This is a genomic window from Hallella colorans (genome assembly GCF_003096815.1).
GTDB lineage: Bacteria > Bacteroidota > Bacteroidia > Bacteroidales > Bacteroidaceae > Prevotella > Prevotella colorans.
In genome coordinates this window covers 25,191-44,247 of record NZ_QENY01000025.1, presented here as the reverse complement: position 1 = coordinate 44,247, position 19,057 = coordinate 25,191, and the positions used below count along the sequence as shown (strand labels likewise).

Sequence of the window (19,057 nt, the reverse complement as noted above, 5' to 3'; positions counted from 1 at the left end):
CTCGCATTCGTACTCTCACTGGGTCGCAGACGCTTCTCACATGGGCAGACGAAAAAGAGAAGTATGCCACACCGCCCACCTCTACAATGACAGACGCTATGGAAGCAGAGAAAGATGACGACAAACAGATAGCAGAGATTACCGAAGACACTATGCTCAAAGATCTTTTTTCTCAATATCCTGGTCTAAAGGAAGCCTTGGCTCAGCAATACGCACCTTTTAAAATGTTGCAAACAGCATTGGGAAAATTGATTCTGAAAAAGGTTACCATCAAGATGGCGGGAGAACGGTCCGGATTAGGAACACAAAAGCTCATCACGATGATACGGCAGGCCATACATCGTATCAGTCAATCATAACATATCTCAATAATATGGATAAAAAAGTAAGAAAATACTACTGGTGGCGCACCATCGCCTCATTTTTATTGGTGCTTTTTGCCATGCCCTTGGGTCATGCGCTGATGATATTGATGGAGAAGTTCATGAACGAAGGCGCCATGCATGTAGCAGGGTTTGCGATGGGTTTCGTGGGGCTTGTCCTCGTTATCGTCGGCGTGTTTGTGAAGGGCGATACCCGACAGACGCTGTGGGGACTCTTCGGTGGACTGCTTTTCTGGACGGGTTGGGTGGAGTTCCTCTTCCTGTATTATGCCCGACGCTATGGCGTGCAACCAGAGATAGAGAATGGCGTGGTGGTGACGAAGCCCGAATACCTTATCATGCCTGCCTCGTTTGGCTTGTGGATGATGGTGATGACCATGTATGTGTTCAGCACAAAGAACGGCTGCGACCTGATTACATGGATACAAAAGGTATGTTTCAGAAGCAAACGCAAGGTTGTGGTGGTGCAACCCATGACGCGCCACACGAGCATCGTCACGTTCATGGAACTGAACATGATTCTTTGGGCAATGTACTTGCTGCTCATGTTCTGCTACGACAAGACTTTCCTCGGTGATCATCACCCTGTAACGTTCCTTGTTGGAGTGGGGTGTCTCGCGGGGTCTATCTTCATGTTTCGCCACCAATTGCACATCGCTGCATGGGGCGCAAACATACGAATGGCGATTGCCACTGTCATCATCTTTTGGACACCTGTGGAAATATTAGGAAGGATGAACTTCTTCCAAGAGTTTTGGGTAGAGCCAGAAAAACACGTGTGGCAAATGCTTGTCATCCTCATCGCGTTTGTTTTGTTGGGTGTTTATCTTTGGTTCAAAGGCAAACAACGAAAGAGAGCAGAGCAATGATGAAAGGAGTTGGGATGAAGAAAACAACATGGAGACGGCAGCATAAATGGTTAGGAATTATCTTGGCTCCGTTCGTCATACTCTTTTGTCTCTCGGGAATAGTACTCAATCATACCAAGTTGTTTCAAGGCATCGATATCAGCAGGACACTGTTACCCTCAGAATATCGATATAGCCAGTGGAACCAAGGATTGTTTCGTGGTACGCAGAAATGGAGAAACAAGGTGTTGATATATGGCAACGCTGGCATTTGGGCGAAAGAGAAGGATGCCGACACGATAACCGACTTTAACCGCGGATTTCCCAAGGGTGCCGACCTGAGAAACATTCGTGGAATGACGGTCATGCCCAATGGCTGTTTATATGCCATGAGCCAACGTCATTTGTATCGGTTGAACAACCATGGCGTATGGGAACAAGTTGATATTCTTCAGGGTAAGCACGAAAAGTTGAGTGATATTACACAGAAGGGCGACTCGCTCATCATCACGGGTCGGTCTTACGTTTATCTGTCTCGTTATCCTTACCACGACTTCCAAAAAATCACCTTGAAGAAAACAGACAATGACAAAGGGAAGGTTTCGCTCTTCCGAACGATATGGCTTCTTCATGGAGGCGGACTGTTTGGTATGGCTGGCAAGCTCTTTGTCGATGCGGTGGGACTAATCCTCTTGTTTCTCTCCCTATCAGGCGTATATTATTCCTTTGCGCCTCGTTCCCATTCATTGTTGGGAACACGTACGAAGCGAAGGCTGATAACATGGCACAACAAGTTGGGACGAGGTGCGATGTTCTTTCTGTTGCTGCTCACCATTACAGGCTGGATGCTACGTCCGCCTGCGCTCATAGCCATAGCCTCTGGCAAAATACCGCCCATACCTTTTTCTTCCATGGATAGCGACAACCCATGGAATGGTTGTCTGCGCTCACTGCGGTATGATAAGGATAAAGCCGACTGGCTGTTGTGTACGTCGGACGGTTTCTATTCTCTTCGTCATTTGGGCAGCACACCGCAAAGAGAGAAGGTGCAACCTCCTATGAGCGTTATGGGCATCAATGTCGAGCAACACACTCATCAGAACACATGGCTGGTAGGTTCGTTCAGCGGCATGTATGTATGGGATAGAGCGCATCAGTCCGTCACCGACTATTTCACGCGTCAAAAGGTGCAGTCTGTGAGTGGGAATCCTTTTGGAAGTCATGCCATTGCAGGATTTTCATCAGACTTGGACGGTAAGGACATGGTGGTGGATTACAAGAAGGGTAATTCTCGCCTTCGTATGCCTGACAGCATGACAACGCTGCCCATGTCATTACGCAACGTTTGCATAGAAGTGCACACAGGGCGAATCTTTACCTTTTTGGGCATGGCGTCTCTATTTTACATCTTTCTCATGGGCGTGGCTTGCTTATGGTGCCTTTGGAGTGGTTGGAAGATATATAGAAGATACCCTCATTGAGTTTACATTTCATATTATAATTTTTATCAACAGTATTTCCAAACAATGAAGAAACAGATATTTACTTTCTTTTTATCGCTTATTCCTTTCATCGGTTGGGCGCAGGAGCAGACGGCTTCGCCTTTCCATGAGGACGACCACGAGGGCGGACTGTTCGTAGGCGGTGCCCTTACTTATTGGAACAACACGAAGACCAAAGCCACCACTTTGCAGCTTTATCCCGAAGTAGGCTAGTGTTTCAACGAAACGTGGGCGGCGGCATGATGCTGGGCTATGCCTCTGTATGCGCATGGGCTTTGCAGACTACCGCAAGAATTATTTCGTCGGTGAGGAACAAGAGATAGGCAACGATGGCTTCGGGCTTCGCTTTGCTCCCGAGGAGGTGATGATAGGGCTGGAGCTGGAATTTTGATATAGACGAAGGCGATTTCTCTCACTAAACATGATGCCATGCAGACATTGAAGACCGACATTAGACAGCGCATCCTTTACGCGGCACACAGGGAATTTATCAGGAACGGCGTGAGGCAGACCTCCATTCGCACGGTGGCAACCCAAGCGGGAGTGGCGGTGGGCAACGTCTATCACTACTTCCGCAGCAAGGACGAGCTTTTCTGCGAGGTGATGCGCCCGTTGCTCCGTGCCCTCGACCGCTATATCCTCTCGCATAATGATGAGGAATTTCTCTCGCTCGACGTGTTCGATTTGCGGCAACAGCAAATCAATCACATCATGGCGATGCTCACTCTTGTCAAGCAGTTCCGCCCCGAGCTGCGGCTGTTGCTCTTCAATGCCGAGGGTACGTCGCTGGCAAACTACAAGGACAAAATCATCGACCACCAGATGCAGGTGGGCGTGGAATATCTCCGACTGATGAAGGAACGCTATCCGCACCTTGACATCAACATGTCGCCGTTCTTCCTGCACCTGACCTGCTCTGCGTGGCTGACTCTGTTTTGCGAGCTCGTAGAGCATGAGGAATATAACGAGGAGGAAATTAGACTGGCACTTCAACAGTATGTGACATACGGCATGGCAGGGTGGAAGGAGTTGATGAAACCATAAAATACCTATTTTGCAGCGTAAAAATACCTATTTTTCGGTATTGCCATTCCGTTTCTCTCTTCGTATCTTTGCATCGTAAATATTGATAAGTATGTATAAATTGAAATGTCATCAAGGGCTAATGCCCTACACTGCGATACACGAGGCGCACCGTTCTTTACTTGGACGGTGCGCTTTTTTTTTGAACAGATTGAAACATCATTCATTATTGTACCCCCGAACCGTACTCAATAATGCTTTTTTCGTAGGAACATCATGAAACAGTAATATCATAACATTCAAACATAACAAATATGATCAAGACTCTCAAACGTTTAGGAGCTTACATGGGAGGGCGCAAGTGGTTGCTGCCATGCTCCGTCGGGCTGTCGGCAGTCAACGGACTGCTGTCGCTTGTCCCATTCATACTTTTGTGGCTCGTGGTGCGCACACTACTAATCACCAAGGGCAACCTCTCAAACACACCCCTTATAGACTATGCCCTATGGGCTTTTGTCATATCGGTGGCAAACGTGTTGCTTTACTTTTTGGCACTGATGCTTTCTCACCTCGCAGCATTCCGTATCGAAACCAACATGAGGCGCAAGGCGATGCAACGGTTAATGCGTGCACCATTGGGCTATCTCGATGAACAAAACACGGGGCGTATGCGCAAAATCATAGATGAGGATTCGGGAGAGACCCATACTTTTGTGGCACACCTGCTACCCGATGTGGCAAGCTGTGTCGTTGCTCCGATAGGTGTTATCGTACTGTTATTCGCTGTGGATTGGCAGTTGGGTGCGGCTGCAATAATACCTCTCGTTGGCGCGATAGGCATTATGGGATATATGATGAACCCGAAGAACAACCAATTCCAAAGACTCTACCTTGATGCGCAGGAAAAGATGGGGGCAGAGGCAGTGGAATATGTCAGAGGTATTCCCGTGGTCAAGGTGTTCCAACAAACGGTCTTCTCGTTCAAACGCTTCTACGATAGCATTATCAGCTACCGCGACCTTGTCATCAAGTGTACGCTTGTGTGGCGCACGCCAATGTCATTTTATATACTGGCTATCAATGCCTTTGCCTTCATCCTCGTTCCTACTGCTATTATCCTGATAGGACACGGTGGAGATACAAGCACAATTATCGCCAACGTGATACTTTATGTGGTGATTGCACCGCTCATCGCTTCCAATGTGATGAAAGCCATGTATCTCAGCCAGGACCTTTTCTTAGCAAACGAGGCTGTTGAACGATTAGAGCAGCTCACTGATATTGCACCGCTCTCGCAGCATGACGAGCCAAAACGGGCAGAAGCGTACGACATTCGTTTTAACGATGTTTCGTTCCGATATGAGGGAGCGGAGAAAGATGCAGTGAGTCATATCAACCTTACCATTCCCGAAGGCAAGACGGTTGCGCTTGTAGGAGCCTCGGGCAGCGGAAAAACCACGATAGCAAGATTGATACCCCGTTTTTGGGACGTATGTCATGGCAGCGTTACCATAGGAGGCATAGACGTGAGGGATATGCGCAAGGACGAGCTGATGCGCAACGTGTCGTTCGTCTTCCAAAACACCCGTCTGTTCAAAACTTCGCTCATCGAAAACCTACGTTACGGCAATCCTGATGCAACGACTGAACAGATCAACCGTGCCATCGACCTCTCACAAAGTCGCGAGATTATCGACCGTCTGCCACAGGGATTGGATACCGTTATCGGTGCCGAAGGCACTTATCTTTCGGGAGGTGAGCAGCAGCGTATTGTCCTTGCTCGTGCCATTCTGAAAGACGCTCCTATCGTGGTGCTCGATGAGGCAACCGCCTTTGCCGACCCCGAAAACGAACAGCTTATCCGTAAGGCACTGGCACATCTCACCCAAGGAAAAACAGTGCTGATGATAGCCCATAGACTTACCACTGTGCAGGATGCCGATAGTATCGTAGTTGTGGACAACGGCGAGATTGTCGAACAGGGAACGCACAAGGAACTATTGAGTGAGGAAAAGTATTACCACCGTATGTGGAATGAATATCAACAATCTGTTTCGTGGAAACTATCATCTATTAAAAGTCATAAAGTCATAAAGTCATGATTAAATATTTTCAAAACCGTTTCGCTCTTACGGAAAAAGGGGCAAAAGACTTGCGCCAAGGCATCGTCTTTTCGACACTGCTCAACCTTGTGCTGATGCTGCCTCCCACTTATTTGTTTTTCTTCCTGATGGAGTATCTCGATAATATGCCAATGAATGCCCCTCATACGTTGTGGTTTTATCTCCTCATGGCAGCAGGGCTTATGGTCGTGATGCTCGTCGTGATTCGTCGGCAATACGACAGTACCTATACCACTGTATATAATGAGAGTGCACAACGCCGTATCTCTTTAGCCGAGAAACTGCGCCGCTTGCCTCTCGCCTTTTTTGGTGAGCGCAATCTCTCCGACCTCACTGCCACTATTATGGAAGACTGCACACAATTGGAAACAACGTTCTCGCACGCTATTCCCCAACTATTTGCTTCAGGGGTAAGCATTGTCATTATCGCAGCGGGAATGTTTTGTTACGACTGGCGATTAGCTATCGCACTGTTTTGGGTAGTACCTTTTGCCTTGGTGGTGTTATTAGTTTCACGAAATCGAATGGACAAGGCTTTTACACGTATCTACCACATCAAACGAGGAGTGAGCGAACAGATACAGGAAGGACTGGAATGTGTGCAGGAAATCAAGTCGTACAATGGCGAGGACGAATATAACCAGCGGTTCGACCAGCGATTAAAAACATTAGAAAAAGGACTTGTTGCCGTTGAACTCTTGGCAGGTGTTTTTGTCAACATCTCCGCTGTACTGCTTAAATTAGGCATGCCTACCGTCATCGTTGTAGGCGCATGGATGCTTCAGCGTGGCGACGTATCGGTGTTCGTCTATTTGGCGTTCCTCCTTGTTTCGGCAATGGTTTATAATCCTATTCTTGAAGTATGCAATCACCTTGCCATTCTTACTTTTCTCGATGTGCGTATCAAGCGAATGAAAGAGATGGAGGCAATGCCCATACAGACGGGCGACACCAAGGTGGAAGTTTCAAACTATGACATTGAGTTCCACAACGTCAGCTTTTCCTACGAAACAGACAAGCAGGTGCTTCACAATGTTTCATTCACTGCCCGACAAGGCGAGATAACCGCACTCGTTGGTCCATCTGGTGGTGGTAAGAGTACCACTGCCAAGCTCGCTGCACGTTTTTGGGATATCAATAGTGGGAAGATAACGCTGGGCGGACACGACATCTCGGGCATAGAACCAGAGACGTTGCTCAAAAATTACGCCGTAGTGTTCCAAGACGTGATGCTCTTCAATGCCTCTGTTGCCGACAACATACGCATAGGAAAGCGCGACGCCACCGATGAGGAAGTAAGGCATGTGGCGCGATTGGCACAGTGCGATGAATTCGTCCGTCGTATGCCACAAGGCTACGACACGGTGATAGGCGAAAATGGAGAAACCCTTTCGGGTGGGGAGCGGCAGCGTATCTCCATAGCCCGTGCACTCTTAAAAGATGCTCCTGTCATCCTCTTGGACGAAGCAACCGCCAGCCTTGATGCCGAGAACGAGACAAAGATTCAGGCTGGTATCTCCGAACTGGTGCGCAACAAGACTGTCATCATCATTGCGCACCGCATGCGCACCGTATTGGGTGCCGACCACATCATAGTACTCTCTGGCGGAACAGTCGTGGAACAGGGTACACCCGATGAACTAATGGCACACAATGGGACTTTTGCACAAATGGTAAGACTGCAACAAGAAACTACTTCAAAAAACATCTCATCAGAAAAAGAAACAGAAACAAAATAAAAGGAAACAATCATGAAAATCGAAAAAATCAACAACCTTTTCAGGCAGCTGGCGAACTGGATTTTGCGCCATCGGCTTGTTGTGGGTGTGCTGTTTGCGGTGGTCATCGCCTTTTCGCTCGTTGGAGCCAAGCGCATCGTGGTAAGAACTTCATTCGATGACTATTTCCTAAGCGACGACCCTATACTGCTCAAGACCAACGAGTTCAAGTCTATCTTTGGAAACGACTACTATGTGGCAGTATTGGTAAAGAATAAGGACATCTTCTCCAACCGCAGTCTCACACTCATTCGTGAGCTGAGCAACGAACTGAAAGATAGTTTGTCGTATGCCGACAAGGTAACATCGCTCACCGACCTTGAGTTTGCCTCTGGTACGGAAGAAGGTATGACCATTGAGCAGATTGTACCCGAGCAAATTCCATCGGATGCCGCGGGACTGAAAGAAATCAAGCGCAAGGCTTACAGCAAACCCTATCTGGCAAAGAAAATGGTATCGACCGATGGAAAGATGACATGGATCATGGTAAAGCTGCGTCCCTTCCCTGCCGACAGTGTGTGGAAGAAGACGAGCGACATGGCTCCCGACATGATTACTGGCAGGGAAGCTGGACATATCATAGGCAAGGAGAAATATGCAGAACTGTCGCCCGCTGCTGCGGGAATGCCTTATCTGAGCTATGAGAAGGTGGTCTATCTTAAGGGCGAAATGGGACGATTGTTCCTCTTCGCATTTATCATCTCTATTGTAGTAATGCTCATTGTAACTCGTTCGCTACGTGGAGTAATAGCACCGTTGCTCACCTCTGTCTTAGGACTGCTCATCAGCTTTGGCATCATCGGCTGGACAGGCATCTATATCGACATGACAACCATGATGATAGCCGTCATTCTCACCTTTGCTTGCTCCATTGCCTACAACATCCACCTGTACAACTTCTTCAAGACGCGCTTCGTAGAGACAGGTAGGCGCAGGCAATCCATCATCGATGCGATGGGCGAGACTGGTTGGGGCGTATCGCTCTCGGCACTCACCACCGTGGCTGCCATGATGACATTCCTTTCCATGAACATCGTACCCATGCAAGCAATTGGTCTCAATACATCAATCAGTCTGCTCGCCGTATTGCTAACCTGCCTTTTCATCACTCCCCTTCTGTTGTCGTTTGGCAAAGATAGAAAACCAGCCGCCAACATGTCGAAGAGCTTCGAGGGCTATATTGGCAATCGGTTTGAGCAATTCGGAAGTTTTGTGATATGCCATCATCGGGGCATTGTCGCTTTGTCGGTGGTGCTGACAATTTTCTGTGGCATCGGGCTCTTCTTCATCGAGCCAGCATTCGACATTGAGAAGACGATGGGGAGAAAAGTGCCTTACGTCAACAAATTCCTCAACCTTTGTGAAACGGAACTCGGCTCCATGTATGCCTACGATTTGATGATTACGCTACCGCACGACAACGATGCCAAGAAACCAAGAAATCTGCAGAAGCTCGACCTATTATCAAAAATTGCTGATGGCTACAAGCTAACTAAACGTCACAACTCCATCACTGACATTGTGAAAGACATGAATTGCACTCTAAACGGAAACAAGCAGCAATTTTACACTATTCCCAACAATGCCGATATGGTAGCACAGTTGCTGTTACTATACGAAAATGCTGGAGGAACGGAGTCGGAATACTGGATGGACTACAACTACAAACGGCTAAGGCTACAAATAGAACTGAAAGACTACAACTCCAACGAGGCGGAAAAAGAAATGAACAACCTTCAGGCGGAGGCACGCCGTCTCTTCCCCGATGCACACGTCTCGGTGGTGGGGAATATTCCGCAATTCACCGTCATGCAGCAGTATGTGGAGCGAGGACAGATGTGGTCGATGATGCTGTCGGTATTGGTGATCGGCATAATCCTCGTTCTGATTTTTGGAAACTGGAAAGTGGGACTCGTAGGTATGATACCCAACATTGCCCCTGCCATCATCGTGGGTGGAATGATGGGCTGGCTTGGCTACCCACTTGACATGATGACCGCCTCGCTCATACCAATGGTGCTGGGTATAGCCGTCGATGATACCATTCACTTCATCAACCACAGCCATGTGGCATACGAAAGATGCGGCAACTACGAAACAGCCATCAACCGCACCTTCCGCACCGAAGGACTTGCCATTGTGATGTCCACGGTCGTCATCTCGGCTACATTCATGGGCTTCGTCTTCTCCGATGCCACACAGATGAGCAACTGGGGCATACTGGCAGTAGCTGGCATGGTATCGGCTTTGTTGGCTGACCTCTTCCTCACGCCTATCCTCATAGACTATCTCCACATATTCAAGCAAGAGAAAGCAAACATTAACAACAACATTCAAAATAACAATTAAACCCTAAAGTATGAAAACAAGAAATTTTACATTACTGCTCATCGCTCTGTTGGCAATTGGCAGCGCACAGGCAGCAGGGCTGTCTGGTAGGGACATTATGCAAAAAGTAAAGAACCGACCTGATGGCGACACACGCTACGCTACCGTAGAGATGACGCTCATTCAGCGAAGTGGACACAAACGCATCAGAAAACTCAAGTCATGGGCTATGGACGTAGGCAAGGACACAAAGAAAATTATGTTCTTCACTTATCCCGGAGATGTGAAGGGAACAGGATTCCTCACATGGGACTACGACAATCCACGCAAGGTGGACGACAAGTGGCTCTATCTGCCTGCCATGAAAAAGACAAGACGCATTAGTGGTAAGTCGTCGAAGACCGACTACTTCATGGGTAGCGACTTTACCTACAACGACATGAGTATGCGCAATGTGGACGAGGAAAAACACCAGCTCCTGCGAGAAGAAAACTTAGGCGGACATAGATGCTGGGTGGTACAGTCGATTCCCAATGACAAGGACGAAATCTATACACGTCGAGTAACGTGGATAAGACAAGACTGTTTGATGGCTGTCAAGGCTGAATACTACGATAAACTGAACAAGCTACACCGCCGTCTTACCATTTCCAACATTGATAAAGTGCAAGGCTTTTGGACTATGCACCTTATGCAGATGGAAAACGTGCAGACAGGACACAAGACCATCATTCGTATGAACAACCAGCGGTTCAATGTGCGAGTGTCGCCCAATCTCTTCACCGTTTCCAAATTGGAGAAAGGACTCTGACCATGAGAATGCTGCGATTATGGACGACGCTCTTGCTTGTGCCGATGCTCTCGGCACAGGCATTTGCCCAGATTGACACCTCGGCGGTGGAGACCGATTCCGTTGATGCGGAATATGTGCAAGAGGAAGAAACGGAGGACAACGCCCTGCGCGTTCAGGCAAAGGGCTTTCTCGACACCTACCATGCTTTCAGAACAGAGGGAAAAGCCGACTGGATGGCTTCGAGAACCCGTGTACGCGGAGAGGTAAAACTCGAAAAAGGTGTTGCTTCCCTTTTTGTTTCCATGAACGCCACCTACAACGCTATACTGAAAGACCGCACGGGAATGGAGTTGCGCGAGGCATATCTTGCATACGCCAAAGGAAACCTTGACCTTCGGTTGGGGCGGCAGATTGTGGTGTGGGGCGTGGCAGACGCATTGCGCCTGACCGATTGCGTGTCGCCATTCGACTATACGGAGTTCCTTGCGCAGGACTACGACGACATCCGTATGCCCGTCAATGCCCTGCGTGCCAAATACACATGGCGCGCAGTGACATTCGAGGCGATAGGCATTCCCGTGGCGGACTTCTTCATCCTGCCCACCGATCAGCGCAATCCGTGGGCGTTGAGCCTGCCGTCAGCCACTCTTCCTTATACCATAGATATGGAAAGTGGAAAACCGGAGAAAAGACTTCGCAACATGGAGTACGGCGGACGGATAACGGTCAGCCTCAGCGGGATTGATTTCTCCCTGAGCGCACTGCGCACATGGAACAAGATGCCCGCCCTCTCGCTTGCCTTTTCTGAGGACGGGAAGCAGCTTCAGGTCAAGGGAGAATACCGCCGGATGACGATGCTCGGAGCCGATTGTTCGCTGCCAGTCGGGCAGTTTGTCCTTCGCACGGAGGCTGCTTGCTATTTCGATGAGGTGCAAAGCAGAGGTGTAGGAAAAGATGTGGTATGCCGAAATACGTACAATATCCTTGCCGGTGTGGACTGGTATCCGGGCAACGATTGGAACTTCAGCGCGCAATACTGCCATAAATATACGGCAGGAAACCTTGACGGTCTTTCCGTTTATCGCAATGCCGGACTTGCCACGGCAAGAATATCGAAAGAACTACTGCGGAATATGCTGAAACTTTCAACATTCGCCTATATAGATGTAGCCAATGGCGGCGTTTTTAACCGTTTCTCTGCATCCTACGCCTTGAACGACCAAATCGAACTCACTGCCGGATACGATTTCTTCCATGCCGACAAAGGCAAGTTTCAGATGTATGACCGAAACTCTGAAATATGGGCAAAGATGAAATATAGTTTTTGAATGACATAAAGACATTGCGTCTCATTCTTTTATAAGATGACAAAGAGAAGGATCTTCTTTTATCCTTTTTATTTCTTTTTCAATCAAAACAATTATTTCCCGCTTAACACATTTATAGTTGGCTTCGATAGTCTCTTTGAGATTATCGGAGCCATCTTCGTTTTGAAACGCATTGATTTCAGGAATGGACTGGTATTGCTTCATTTCGGCAGAGACTTTTGCACTATCCACAACAATTTCAGCGTGGAAAATCTTCTGGTCGATGCGTTCATCAAAGTTATCGGACACTGCTCCCACGAACATTCCTTGCGTGAGATTGCTGATTTTTGATGCAGGGATAAGACTATCCATCTGTGTGGAGATAGACGTGGATTTATCGTTGCGATTGATGGTCATAGACTGCCGTTGTTGAAGCACCTTGCCAAAACGTTCTGATAGAGTCTTAGCTGTTTCTCCTACCACCTGACCACTAAAAACATTGCCCACGGTATTCTGTATCACCTTGCTCTCCTTATCGCCATAGTCGCGGGTAAGCTGCGAGAAGTCTTGAAAGCCCAAGCAAACAGCGACCTTGTTGCTTCGAGCAGTAGCGATAAGATTATCAAGCCCGCGAAAGTAGATAGTTGGAAGCTCGTCAATGATTACAGAAGATTTCAGTTGCTTCTTTTTGTTGATGAGTTTCACAATACGGCTATTGTAAAGTCCGAGTGCTGCCGAGTAGATATTCTGGCGGTCAGGATTATTACCCACGACAAGCACTTTCGGCTCATTGGGATTATTGATATCGAGCGAGAAATCATTGCCCGTCATCACCCAATAGAGGGCAGGAGAAATCATGCGTGAAAGCGGTATCTTTGCACTGGCAATCTGTCCCTGCAACTGATCCTGCGCTCCTCCTTCCCACGCGTCCATAAAGGGCGAAAGGTAGTTGGCAAGCTCATCGTAAGCTGTTAGTATCGGGAATATCTGTGCGTAGGGACGATTGAGAAACTCGATGGCGTGCGGAAAGGTACAGAACTTACCGTTTTCATATATCTTCAGAAACCAAATGATGGCCGCCAAAAGGATAATAGGCGACTCCACAAAGAAATCTCCCTGCTTCTGAATCCACGAGCGGTTGAGATTGAGCATAATGGTATATGCACTTTCATAGGCATCCGAAATATCCGTCATAAAGGACGGATTGATGGGATTGCATCGATGCGACTTGCGTGGATCGTCAAAGTTAATCACAAAGAATTGTGGCTTTACTTGGTACGCATCAAGATGGTTGAGCAAATGGTTGTAAGCGATTTCTGAAAGGTCGGGGAACTTGTAGTCGTAGATATACATTGCAAATCCTTTTTCTATCTGCTGCTTGATGTAGTTGTTTACGATGGCGTAGGATTTACCCGAACCAGGAGTACCGAGTACCATTGAAGCACGGAACGGATTGACAATATTAATCCAGCCGTTGTTCCATCTTTTCTTATAATAGAAGCGTGTAGGAAGATTGACCGAGTATTCATTTTCCATCAGTCGTGTCTCCTGCATAAAACTCTCATTTTCGGTATTGAACACGTCGTCCATCAAGTTATTTTTGAGCAGTCGGCTCATCCACACACCTGCCATCAGCAGACAGATATAACCCACAGAGAGTGTGAAGATATAGAGCGAAGCAGCACCCACCTTACCTATGGGCAATGTCAACAGCCACCAATTCAGAAAGAAAAACACAAAACCAGCGAAAAGCACCGTCCAAATCTTTGGCCATGTGATTTTCTCCTCCTTCACGCCTTTTGTGCCAAGACAGGACAGTGCGAGGAATACCACACAAAAGAGTTTCGTCCATAAGATAGATGAAAATAATCCCGTGGAGCGTTGAAAGTTCATCAGTATCTTGTTGATGATACCGAGTGTGAAGTGCCACGATTGAAATGTCTCGTAGCAGAACCAGTAACAGTTAATCAGGAGGAATATCACGGATATGCCCCGCATAAAGTCCATGACCTTACCCAATGCCCTTAAATCGTCTTCTTGTGCCATAATAATGTATTTGTAGCCTCCCCCAACCCCTCCGAAGGGAAGGGAGTTGGAAAAAAAATCGTTTATTGAATGTGTTTATTTAATGTTTTCTGCGTCTAAGTTTTATCTTGCTTTGTTTTCGGAGTTTGCGTTGCCATGCCGCTTCTTTCCAATCATCGTTACCCGATGAAGAGAAGGATTCTCCCACCATATCGTCGATAAGTTCATCAACAAGGTTGTCGCCTTCCTCTGTGTCTTGTTGTAATAACCGCATGTTATTTATCTGTTCATGGCTAACGGACGGATTACCATAAAGCGTTTCATCCGAGAATGGATTGTGAGCAGGGCTAGAGAAGTACTCGTTAAATTTATTGGCAGCATATCCTTTACCTAATCGAGAGCCATTGAGCGCAATGCCCCTGTCATCATCAATGAACGTGATACCATAGATGCGTCCACCCTCATTCTTCCGGATTACCACTCGCAAGCCTTGTTCCTTCAATCTTTGTCGGAGTTTTTCTTCTGTGTCGGGAGAAGTACGCATCGTTTCTAATACCTTCCCTCTGATGGTTGGTATCAAGGGCTTAATCGCCTCCTTCGATTTCTGCATCTTATTTTGGACGGCAGCATAGCCCACACCTCTACCTATGTCCGAGGCGTGAATGGGCGTGCTCACCTTATTACCTTTATCATCGGTAGGCACATAGACCAGCCCATCATATCGCTTGCCCCTATACTCGGTCTTTACCTCCTCTACCGCAAGGTTGTATCTGCTCAAAATGGCATTGAGTTCGCCCAAGGAACAGAAGACATAATGCTTCATCGCAGAACGAACAGTATTTGCCACTTGTTCCTTGATATTTCCTTGCGTTGTATCGACCTTTGGCGTTTCTGTTGTTGTTCTATCACTGACCTTTGAACTTGGAATGAGGTTATATTTCTTTTCCAGAGCATCAGTAATCTTTTTGCTTCGCCTGCCCTCATACCTGTCATTGATTTTTCTGCCTTGACTATCCACTCGAAGCGAAACGATGTGAATATGCTCACGGGCAATGTCATTATGCTTAAAAACGATGTAGGGCTGTTTGCCATAGCCGAGTGCCTCCATATATTCCTTGGCAATCTGTACGAGTTGCTCATCGGTGAGTTTTTCGTCCGGATGCGGATTGAGCGAGCAATGGAACACCGTTTTCTTCGTTCGGCATTTCTTCGGTATCAGAGCCTCCATATCAGCAAACACCTCTTCCATCGTATATGTTTCCTCTTTGTTTTGATACAAGCCTTGGGCAAGAAGAATGCTTGCTTCCTCTTTTTCCACCTTTTTGAAGTTATAACCGAGTGCTCCTCCAAGGTTCTCCGTACTTGAAATCTTTGCTATCATTTTTGGACTAAATTTTCAACACTTTTCTTCCTATAATCAATGGTCAAACGGATAGTCTGATCCTGTAAGGCAATGATTTGAGCCGATAAATGCTCCAACTTTTCAAGCAGTATCTGTGCAGTTTTTATGCTGTGATAGCTGTTGATGGCACGCACGGCTTGGTTATACAGCACGCCAATTTTATGGATTTGTGCCGTCAGTTCAGAGAGTTTACGGTAGTATCCCACGGCGGATTTATCCACCGTTATCACCTTGAAACTCTCTCCAAGAATGCGACCACGCACAAAATCCGACTTGGTTTCTGCGCCCGAACGCTGAAACAAATCAATCGCTCTCTGCTGGTCTTTCGGGTTAGGTAACCGCACATGCCAGTTGTCCCATCGGGGCTTATCGGAGGATTTTCGCCCATTGTCCTTTTCCGTCTGCTTATTCACTGTTGTTTTCTTCTTTAATTACGACTTTGGAGTAATTCATCTCCCCTTCGGGGCAAGGGTCTTTGTGGTACAACTGTAAGTTTGTGTTACAAAGACACACCTTGCCAATATCAAGAGTTGATACGATTGAAGTATCCACCCTTGTGGGGTGTCTGCTTCGGGATATTACCTCCATGTATTATTCTCGCCTGCAAAGTTACGGCGAGTTTTCAAATATCTCATTATCAATGGTATTCACTCTTTTTCCTCGCATTTCCCTGCACTTCATTGGTGTCATATAATCAGCCAAAATATCATTTATTTTGCAGTCAGAACGAGCGAACAATGGCATGATGATACAAGTAAAAGATACATCGTATTACCGTTGGCTTACACCAAAGATGACAAGAAGGAACGAAACATATTCATAACAATTTGTTGTCATGACAAACTATTGTCAGTACAACAGATAGCAAGAACTATAAATCGTCCTTTCAGACTATCGCACGAACCATACGCAGCCAGAACAAACTGTCTGCTGATACTTCTCAAGAATGAGAGCACATCCAAACATCAAATAGACAAGTAATATGAACTAAGAAATTATCATTATGGAGAACAAACAACAACGCCCCATCTTTCTGGGGTTCTCCTCGCAAAAGGGAGGAGTGGGAAAAAGTACTCTTGCCGAAATCGTAAGCAGCATATTGTACTACGAACAAGGCATCAACCTCTTCGTGATGGACTGCGACCTGTCGCAAGACTCTTTCTACAAACTGAGGGAACGTGAGAAAAGTATCGTTCAGGAGAGCGAAGAGCTTTCCAAATCCATGCAAGAGTACTTTCATCACCTTGGCAAAAAAGCATACAGAATTTACAAGTCTGCACCCAAGGAAGCCGTCAGGACTGCACGAAGTAAAATCGACGGAATCAGCAACGAGAAGTACCAGTTGGTTATATTTGATTTCCCGGGACATGCCGGAACAACCGAACTGATGGAACTGTCCCTTCAGATGGACTATATCCTATCTCCACTTGAAGCCGACATACAGTCGCTCGTCTCCTGCATGGCATACGCCAAGACCATCACGGAGATTGGAGTTTCGATGTCCGACTCCCAAATAAAGGACATTATCCTTTTCTGGAACAAGGTGGACAGAAGGGTGAGGAACGTCATCATTGACGAATACACGAAGCTCATCCAAGGACATGAGCTCACGCTCCTGCCCGGCTATGTATATGCTACGCACCGCTTCTCCCACGAACTCTCCACATACGGGCTGCGTGGTGTGTTCCGTTCCACCTATCAGCCTCCTGCAAAGGGACTGCGAACGGGTACGGGGCTGGATGAACTCGTCTCCGAGATAATTCAACGTCTCAAACTAAAAACGAAAACAGAAAATGGCAACGATTGAGGAAAGAAAACAGCAACTGGAAAAGAAGCTGAAGAAAATGGCAGAGGACAATGTCGTGGTGAAACCTGTCATGGTTCCCAACCCCTTCGATCCATCCGAGGACACCGAGCCTTCCCTCGCAACATCACGAGAGGAAGACAAAAGTTCGGAAGAAATGAAGACGGCAAAAGAAGAACGAACAGACGAAACAGGAGGAGAGGAAATCGGGAACACGGAACCGAAAAGAGAAAGGAAGCCAAGAATGGAAAAGTCCGGCAGGTCGTCCCTTTCCATAGAGGAATACCGTTCCCTATACTTTCATCCCGTACGTTCGCAAATGCGGACAGCTTTCTCCATCAATTTGGAGACATTACAGAACCTGCGCAATGTGCTACAAGACTTAGGAGAAAGGGTATCTATTGCTTCCTATATTGATAATATCCTCCGGGAGCATCTGCGGGAACATCAGGAATTGCTCAATAATGCAGCAGCAAAGCAAAGACGTAAGACAACAATAACACTATGATGGAAACAATACTTTTCAGTTTTATATTGGTACTCATCATCATTTGGATGATGCTTGGTATCCTGTATTTCTATATGCGGTATGTATCTCCGTATGGCATCCTTATCAAGAAAAACGGAAAGAGCGATGAAGATAGCAAGAAGAAAGGAGCAACGAAGAAAAAAGACGGACAGAAAGGAAAAGGAACAATAGAGCAAGCCGAGTTTGTACTGATTGGAAAAAGCCGTTCCACTTCCCCGATTATCCCACAAATTCCCTCTGTTTCATCATCTGAAAATTCGGAGCAGAATAATAATAATTTTGCACCGCAGAACTCCGAAAAGGAGAAAGAAATGAAAGAGGACAACGAAATGGACGTTGATTTCGAGATGGAGAGAGTGGACGAAGATGAGATTGTCCGTGAGGAATTAAACCTATCCATCGAGTCCACATCGGGCGAAGCCGAAATTTCGGAGCAGTCCGTCCTCGCACGTGACTTAGTTCGCCTGCAAAAGTGGGCAAAGAACAGTGAGGAGGCTGATGAGGAAGAAGTCAAAGAGACCGTTCTGCGGCTTCAAGACTCAGACCTATTGGATAAGTACAAAGAAAACATCGCCAAGATGCTGGGTGAACAAGCCTCGCTATTGGAGAAAATCCGTAAGGCGGAAGAAAAGGAAGAACAGAGTGCTCAACCAGCAATGCCTTCATCACAAAACCCAACACCTCCTGTTTCTGGCATATCTGACACAGCGGTGGGCGATGCTGACGACAGACCGCTGTCCTATTATCTGTAAAAATGGTTTCTTGATTTTCATATTTTGGAGGAATGCAGGGGTGGTTCAAAAGTAAAACAATCAACCAATATCAGTCATACGATAAAACCGAGCCACCCCTTACCATCTCTACCCAAAAGAAAACAATTCATTTAACAACTTAAAATAAACAGAACAATGAACAACAAAAAGAAAATCACAATGCTACTCCTGATAGCCGCCACTGCCACAGGAGCATACGCACAGGGCAACGGCATGGCGGGTATCAATGAAGCCACAAAAATGGTAACCTCCTACTTCGATCCAGGGACAAAACTCATCTATGCCATCGGTGCCGTAGTAGGTCTGATTGGAGGAATAAAAGTCTATAACAAGTTCTCAAGTGGTGACCCCGATACGAGCAAGACCGCAGCCTCTTGGTTCGGTGCGTGTATTTTCCTCATCGTGGCTGCCACTATCTTGAGAAGTTTCTTCCTGTAAG

At 47.0% G+C, this 19,057-nt stretch carries 17 protein-coding genes and 1 pseudogene; 15 read left to right on the top strand and 3 right to left on the bottom strand.

Going from position 1 to position 19,057, the window contains the following annotated elements; all coding sequences use genetic code 11:
* From C7379_RS11110 to C7379_RS11065, 11 genes and pseudogenes are all read left to right on the top strand, one after another.
* Positions 1-359 (top strand): annotated as a pseudogene (locus C7379_RS11110) (DUF1858 domain-containing protein); the annotation flags it as partial.
* Positions 360-373: 14 nt separating this feature from the next.
* Positions 374-1,252, top strand: a complete 879-nt coding sequence (locus tag C7379_RS11105; protein WP_116617357.1) for a hypothetical protein — start codon at positions 374-376, stop codon at positions 1,250-1,252.
* Between the two features lie 14 nt (positions 1,253-1,266).
* On the top strand, positions 1,267-2,712 hold the full coding sequence (locus C7379_RS11100; RefSeq protein WP_116617360.1) for a PepSY domain-containing protein: 1,446 nt from the start codon (positions 1,267-1,269) through the stop codon (positions 2,710-2,712).
* Between the two features lie 45 nt (positions 2,713-2,757).
* The gene (locus C7379_RS13040; RefSeq protein WP_243406789.1) at positions 2,758-2,946 is read left to right on the top strand and encodes a hypothetical protein; all 189 of its coding nucleotides are present in this window, start codon (positions 2,758-2,760) and stop codon (positions 2,944-2,946) included.
* A 55-nt stretch (positions 2,947-3,001) separates the two neighbouring features.
* On the top strand, positions 3,002-3,124 hold the full coding sequence (locus tag C7379_RS13110; protein WP_262500772.1) for a hypothetical protein: 123 nt from the start codon (positions 3,002-3,004) through the stop codon (positions 3,122-3,124).
* A 38-nt stretch (positions 3,125-3,162) separates the two neighbouring features.
* Positions 3,163-3,777, top strand: coding sequence for a TetR/AcrR family transcriptional regulator (locus C7379_RS11090; RefSeq protein ID WP_116617356.1), 615 nt, complete (start codon positions 3,163-3,165; stop codon positions 3,775-3,777).
* Positions 3,778-4,070: 293 nt separating this feature from the next.
* Positions 4,071-5,858, top strand: a complete 1,788-nt coding sequence (locus C7379_RS11085; protein WP_116617355.1) for an ABC transporter ATP-binding protein — start codon at positions 4,071-4,073, stop codon at positions 5,856-5,858.
* Entirely contained in the window at positions 5,855-7,618 is a 1,764-nt protein-coding gene (locus C7379_RS11080; RefSeq protein WP_116617354.1) for an ABC transporter ATP-binding protein, read from the top strand. The genes C7379_RS11085 and C7379_RS11080 overlap by 4 nt, the downstream gene beginning before the upstream one ends.
* A gap of 12 nt (positions 7,619-7,630) precedes the next feature.
* On the top strand, positions 7,631-10,006 hold the full coding sequence (locus tag C7379_RS11075; RefSeq protein ID WP_116617353.1) for an efflux RND transporter permease subunit: 2,376 nt from the start codon (positions 7,631-7,633) through the stop codon (positions 10,004-10,006).
* Between the two features lie 10 nt (positions 10,007-10,016).
* Positions 10,017-10,796: an outer membrane lipoprotein-sorting protein gene (locus C7379_RS11070; protein WP_116617352.1), complete on the top strand. Its 780-nt coding sequence runs from the start codon at positions 10,017-10,019 to the stop codon at positions 10,794-10,796.
* Positions 10,797-10,798: 2 nt separating this feature from the next.
* A complete protein-coding gene (locus C7379_RS11065) occupies positions 10,799-12,106 on the top strand; it encodes a DUF1302 family protein (RefSeq protein WP_116617351.1) in 1,308 nt (435 codons plus the stop codon).
* Positions 12,107-12,127: 21 nt separating this feature from the next.
* Here C7379_RS11065 and mobC read toward each other — a convergent pair whose 3' ends face one another.
* From mobC to C7379_RS11050, 3 genes are all read right to left on the bottom strand, one after another.
* Entirely contained in the window at positions 12,128-14,131 is a 2,004-nt protein-coding gene (gene mobC, locus C7379_RS11060; protein WP_116617350.1) for a conjugal transfer protein MobC, read from the bottom strand.
* Between the two features lie 79 nt (positions 14,132-14,210).
* Complete coding sequence (gene mobB / locus C7379_RS11055; protein ID WP_116617349.1) at positions 14,211-15,491, bottom strand: conjugal transfer protein MobB; 1,281 nt, start codon at positions 15,489-15,491, stop codon at positions 14,211-14,213.
* Complete coding sequence (locus tag C7379_RS11050) at positions 15,488-15,925, bottom strand: plasmid mobilization protein (protein ID WP_102698303.1); 438 nt, start codon at positions 15,923-15,925, stop codon at positions 15,488-15,490. Before C7379_RS11050 ends, mobB begins: the two co-directional genes overlap by 4 nt.
* A gap of 590 nt (positions 15,926-16,515) precedes the next feature.
* On the opposite strand from C7379_RS11050, the gene C7379_RS11045 reads away from it, so the two are divergent.
* The 4 genes from C7379_RS11045 (at position 16,516) to C7379_RS11030 (ending at position 19,056) form a co-directional block, all read left to right on the top strand.
* Positions 16,516-17,319 carry a nucleotide-binding protein gene (locus C7379_RS11045; RefSeq protein ID WP_006948356.1) on the top strand — a complete coding sequence of 268 codons (804 nt, stop codon included), beginning with the start codon at positions 16,516-16,518 and terminating at the stop codon, positions 17,317-17,319.
* Positions 17,306-17,824: a DUF3408 domain-containing protein gene (locus C7379_RS11040; protein WP_006948357.1), complete on the top strand. Its 519-nt coding sequence runs from the start codon at positions 17,306-17,308 to the stop codon at positions 17,822-17,824. Before C7379_RS11045 ends, C7379_RS11040 begins: the two co-directional genes overlap by 14 nt.
* The gene (locus tag C7379_RS11035) at positions 17,821-18,597 is read left to right on the top strand and encodes a hypothetical protein (protein WP_116617348.1); all 777 of its coding nucleotides are present in this window, start codon (positions 17,821-17,823) and stop codon (positions 18,595-18,597) included. The genes C7379_RS11040 and C7379_RS11035 overlap by 4 nt, the downstream gene beginning before the upstream one ends.
* Positions 18,598-18,753: 156 nt before the next feature.
* On the top strand, positions 18,754-19,056 hold the full coding sequence (locus C7379_RS11030) for a DUF4134 domain-containing protein (RefSeq protein WP_004378854.1): 303 nt from the start codon (positions 18,754-18,756) through the stop codon (positions 19,054-19,056).
* The last annotated feature ends 1 nt before the right edge of the window (position 19,057 follow it).

Coding starts and splice junctions, on each gene's coding strand:
- C7379_RS13110 (WP_262500772.1), top strand. CDS start 3,002: ATGGGCTTTGCAGACTACCGCAAGAATTATTTCGTCGGTGAGGAACAA.
- C7379_RS11070 (WP_116617352.1), top strand. CDS start 10,017: ATGAAAACAAGAAATTTTACATTACTGCTCATCGCTCTGTTGGCAATT.
- C7379_RS11080 (WP_116617354.1), top strand. CDS start 5,855: ATGATTAAATATTTTCAAAACCGTTTCGCTCTTACGGAAAAAGGGGCA.
- C7379_RS11105 (WP_116617357.1), top strand. CDS start 374: ATGGATAAAAAAGTAAGAAAATACTACTGGTGGCGCACCATCGCCTCA.
- C7379_RS11040 (WP_006948357.1), top strand. CDS start 17,306: ATGGCAACGATTGAGGAAAGAAAACAGCAACTGGAAAAGAAGCTGAAG.
- C7379_RS13040 (WP_243406789.1), top strand. CDS start 2,758: ATGAAGAAACAGATATTTACTTTCTTTTTATCGCTTATTCCTTTCATC.
- C7379_RS11085 (WP_116617355.1), top strand. CDS start 4,071: ATGATCAAGACTCTCAAACGTTTAGGAGCTTACATGGGAGGGCGCAAG.
- mobC (WP_116617350.1), bottom strand. CDS start 14,131: ATGGCACAAGAAGACGATTTAAGGGCATTGGGTAAGGTCATGGACTTT.
- C7379_RS11045 (WP_006948356.1), top strand. CDS start 16,516: ATGGAGAACAAACAACAACGCCCCATCTTTCTGGGGTTCTCCTCGCAA.
- C7379_RS11030 (WP_004378854.1), top strand. CDS start 18,754: ATGAACAACAAAAAGAAAATCACAATGCTACTCCTGATAGCCGCCACT.
- C7379_RS11090 (WP_116617356.1), top strand. CDS start 3,163: ATGCAGACATTGAAGACCGACATTAGACAGCGCATCCTTTACGCGGCA.
- C7379_RS11075 (WP_116617353.1), top strand. CDS start 7,631: ATGAAAATCGAAAAAATCAACAACCTTTTCAGGCAGCTGGCGAACTGG.
- C7379_RS11035 (WP_116617348.1), top strand. CDS start 17,821: ATGATGGAAACAATACTTTTCAGTTTTATATTGGTACTCATCATCATT.
- C7379_RS11100 (WP_116617360.1), top strand. CDS start 1,267: ATGAAGAAAACAACATGGAGACGGCAGCATAAATGGTTAGGAATTATC.
- mobB (WP_116617349.1), bottom strand. CDS start 15,491: ATGATAGCAAAGATTTCAAGTACGGAGAACCTTGGAGGAGCACTCGGT.
- C7379_RS11065 (WP_116617351.1), top strand. CDS start 10,799: ATGAGAATGCTGCGATTATGGACGACGCTCTTGCTTGTGCCGATGCTC.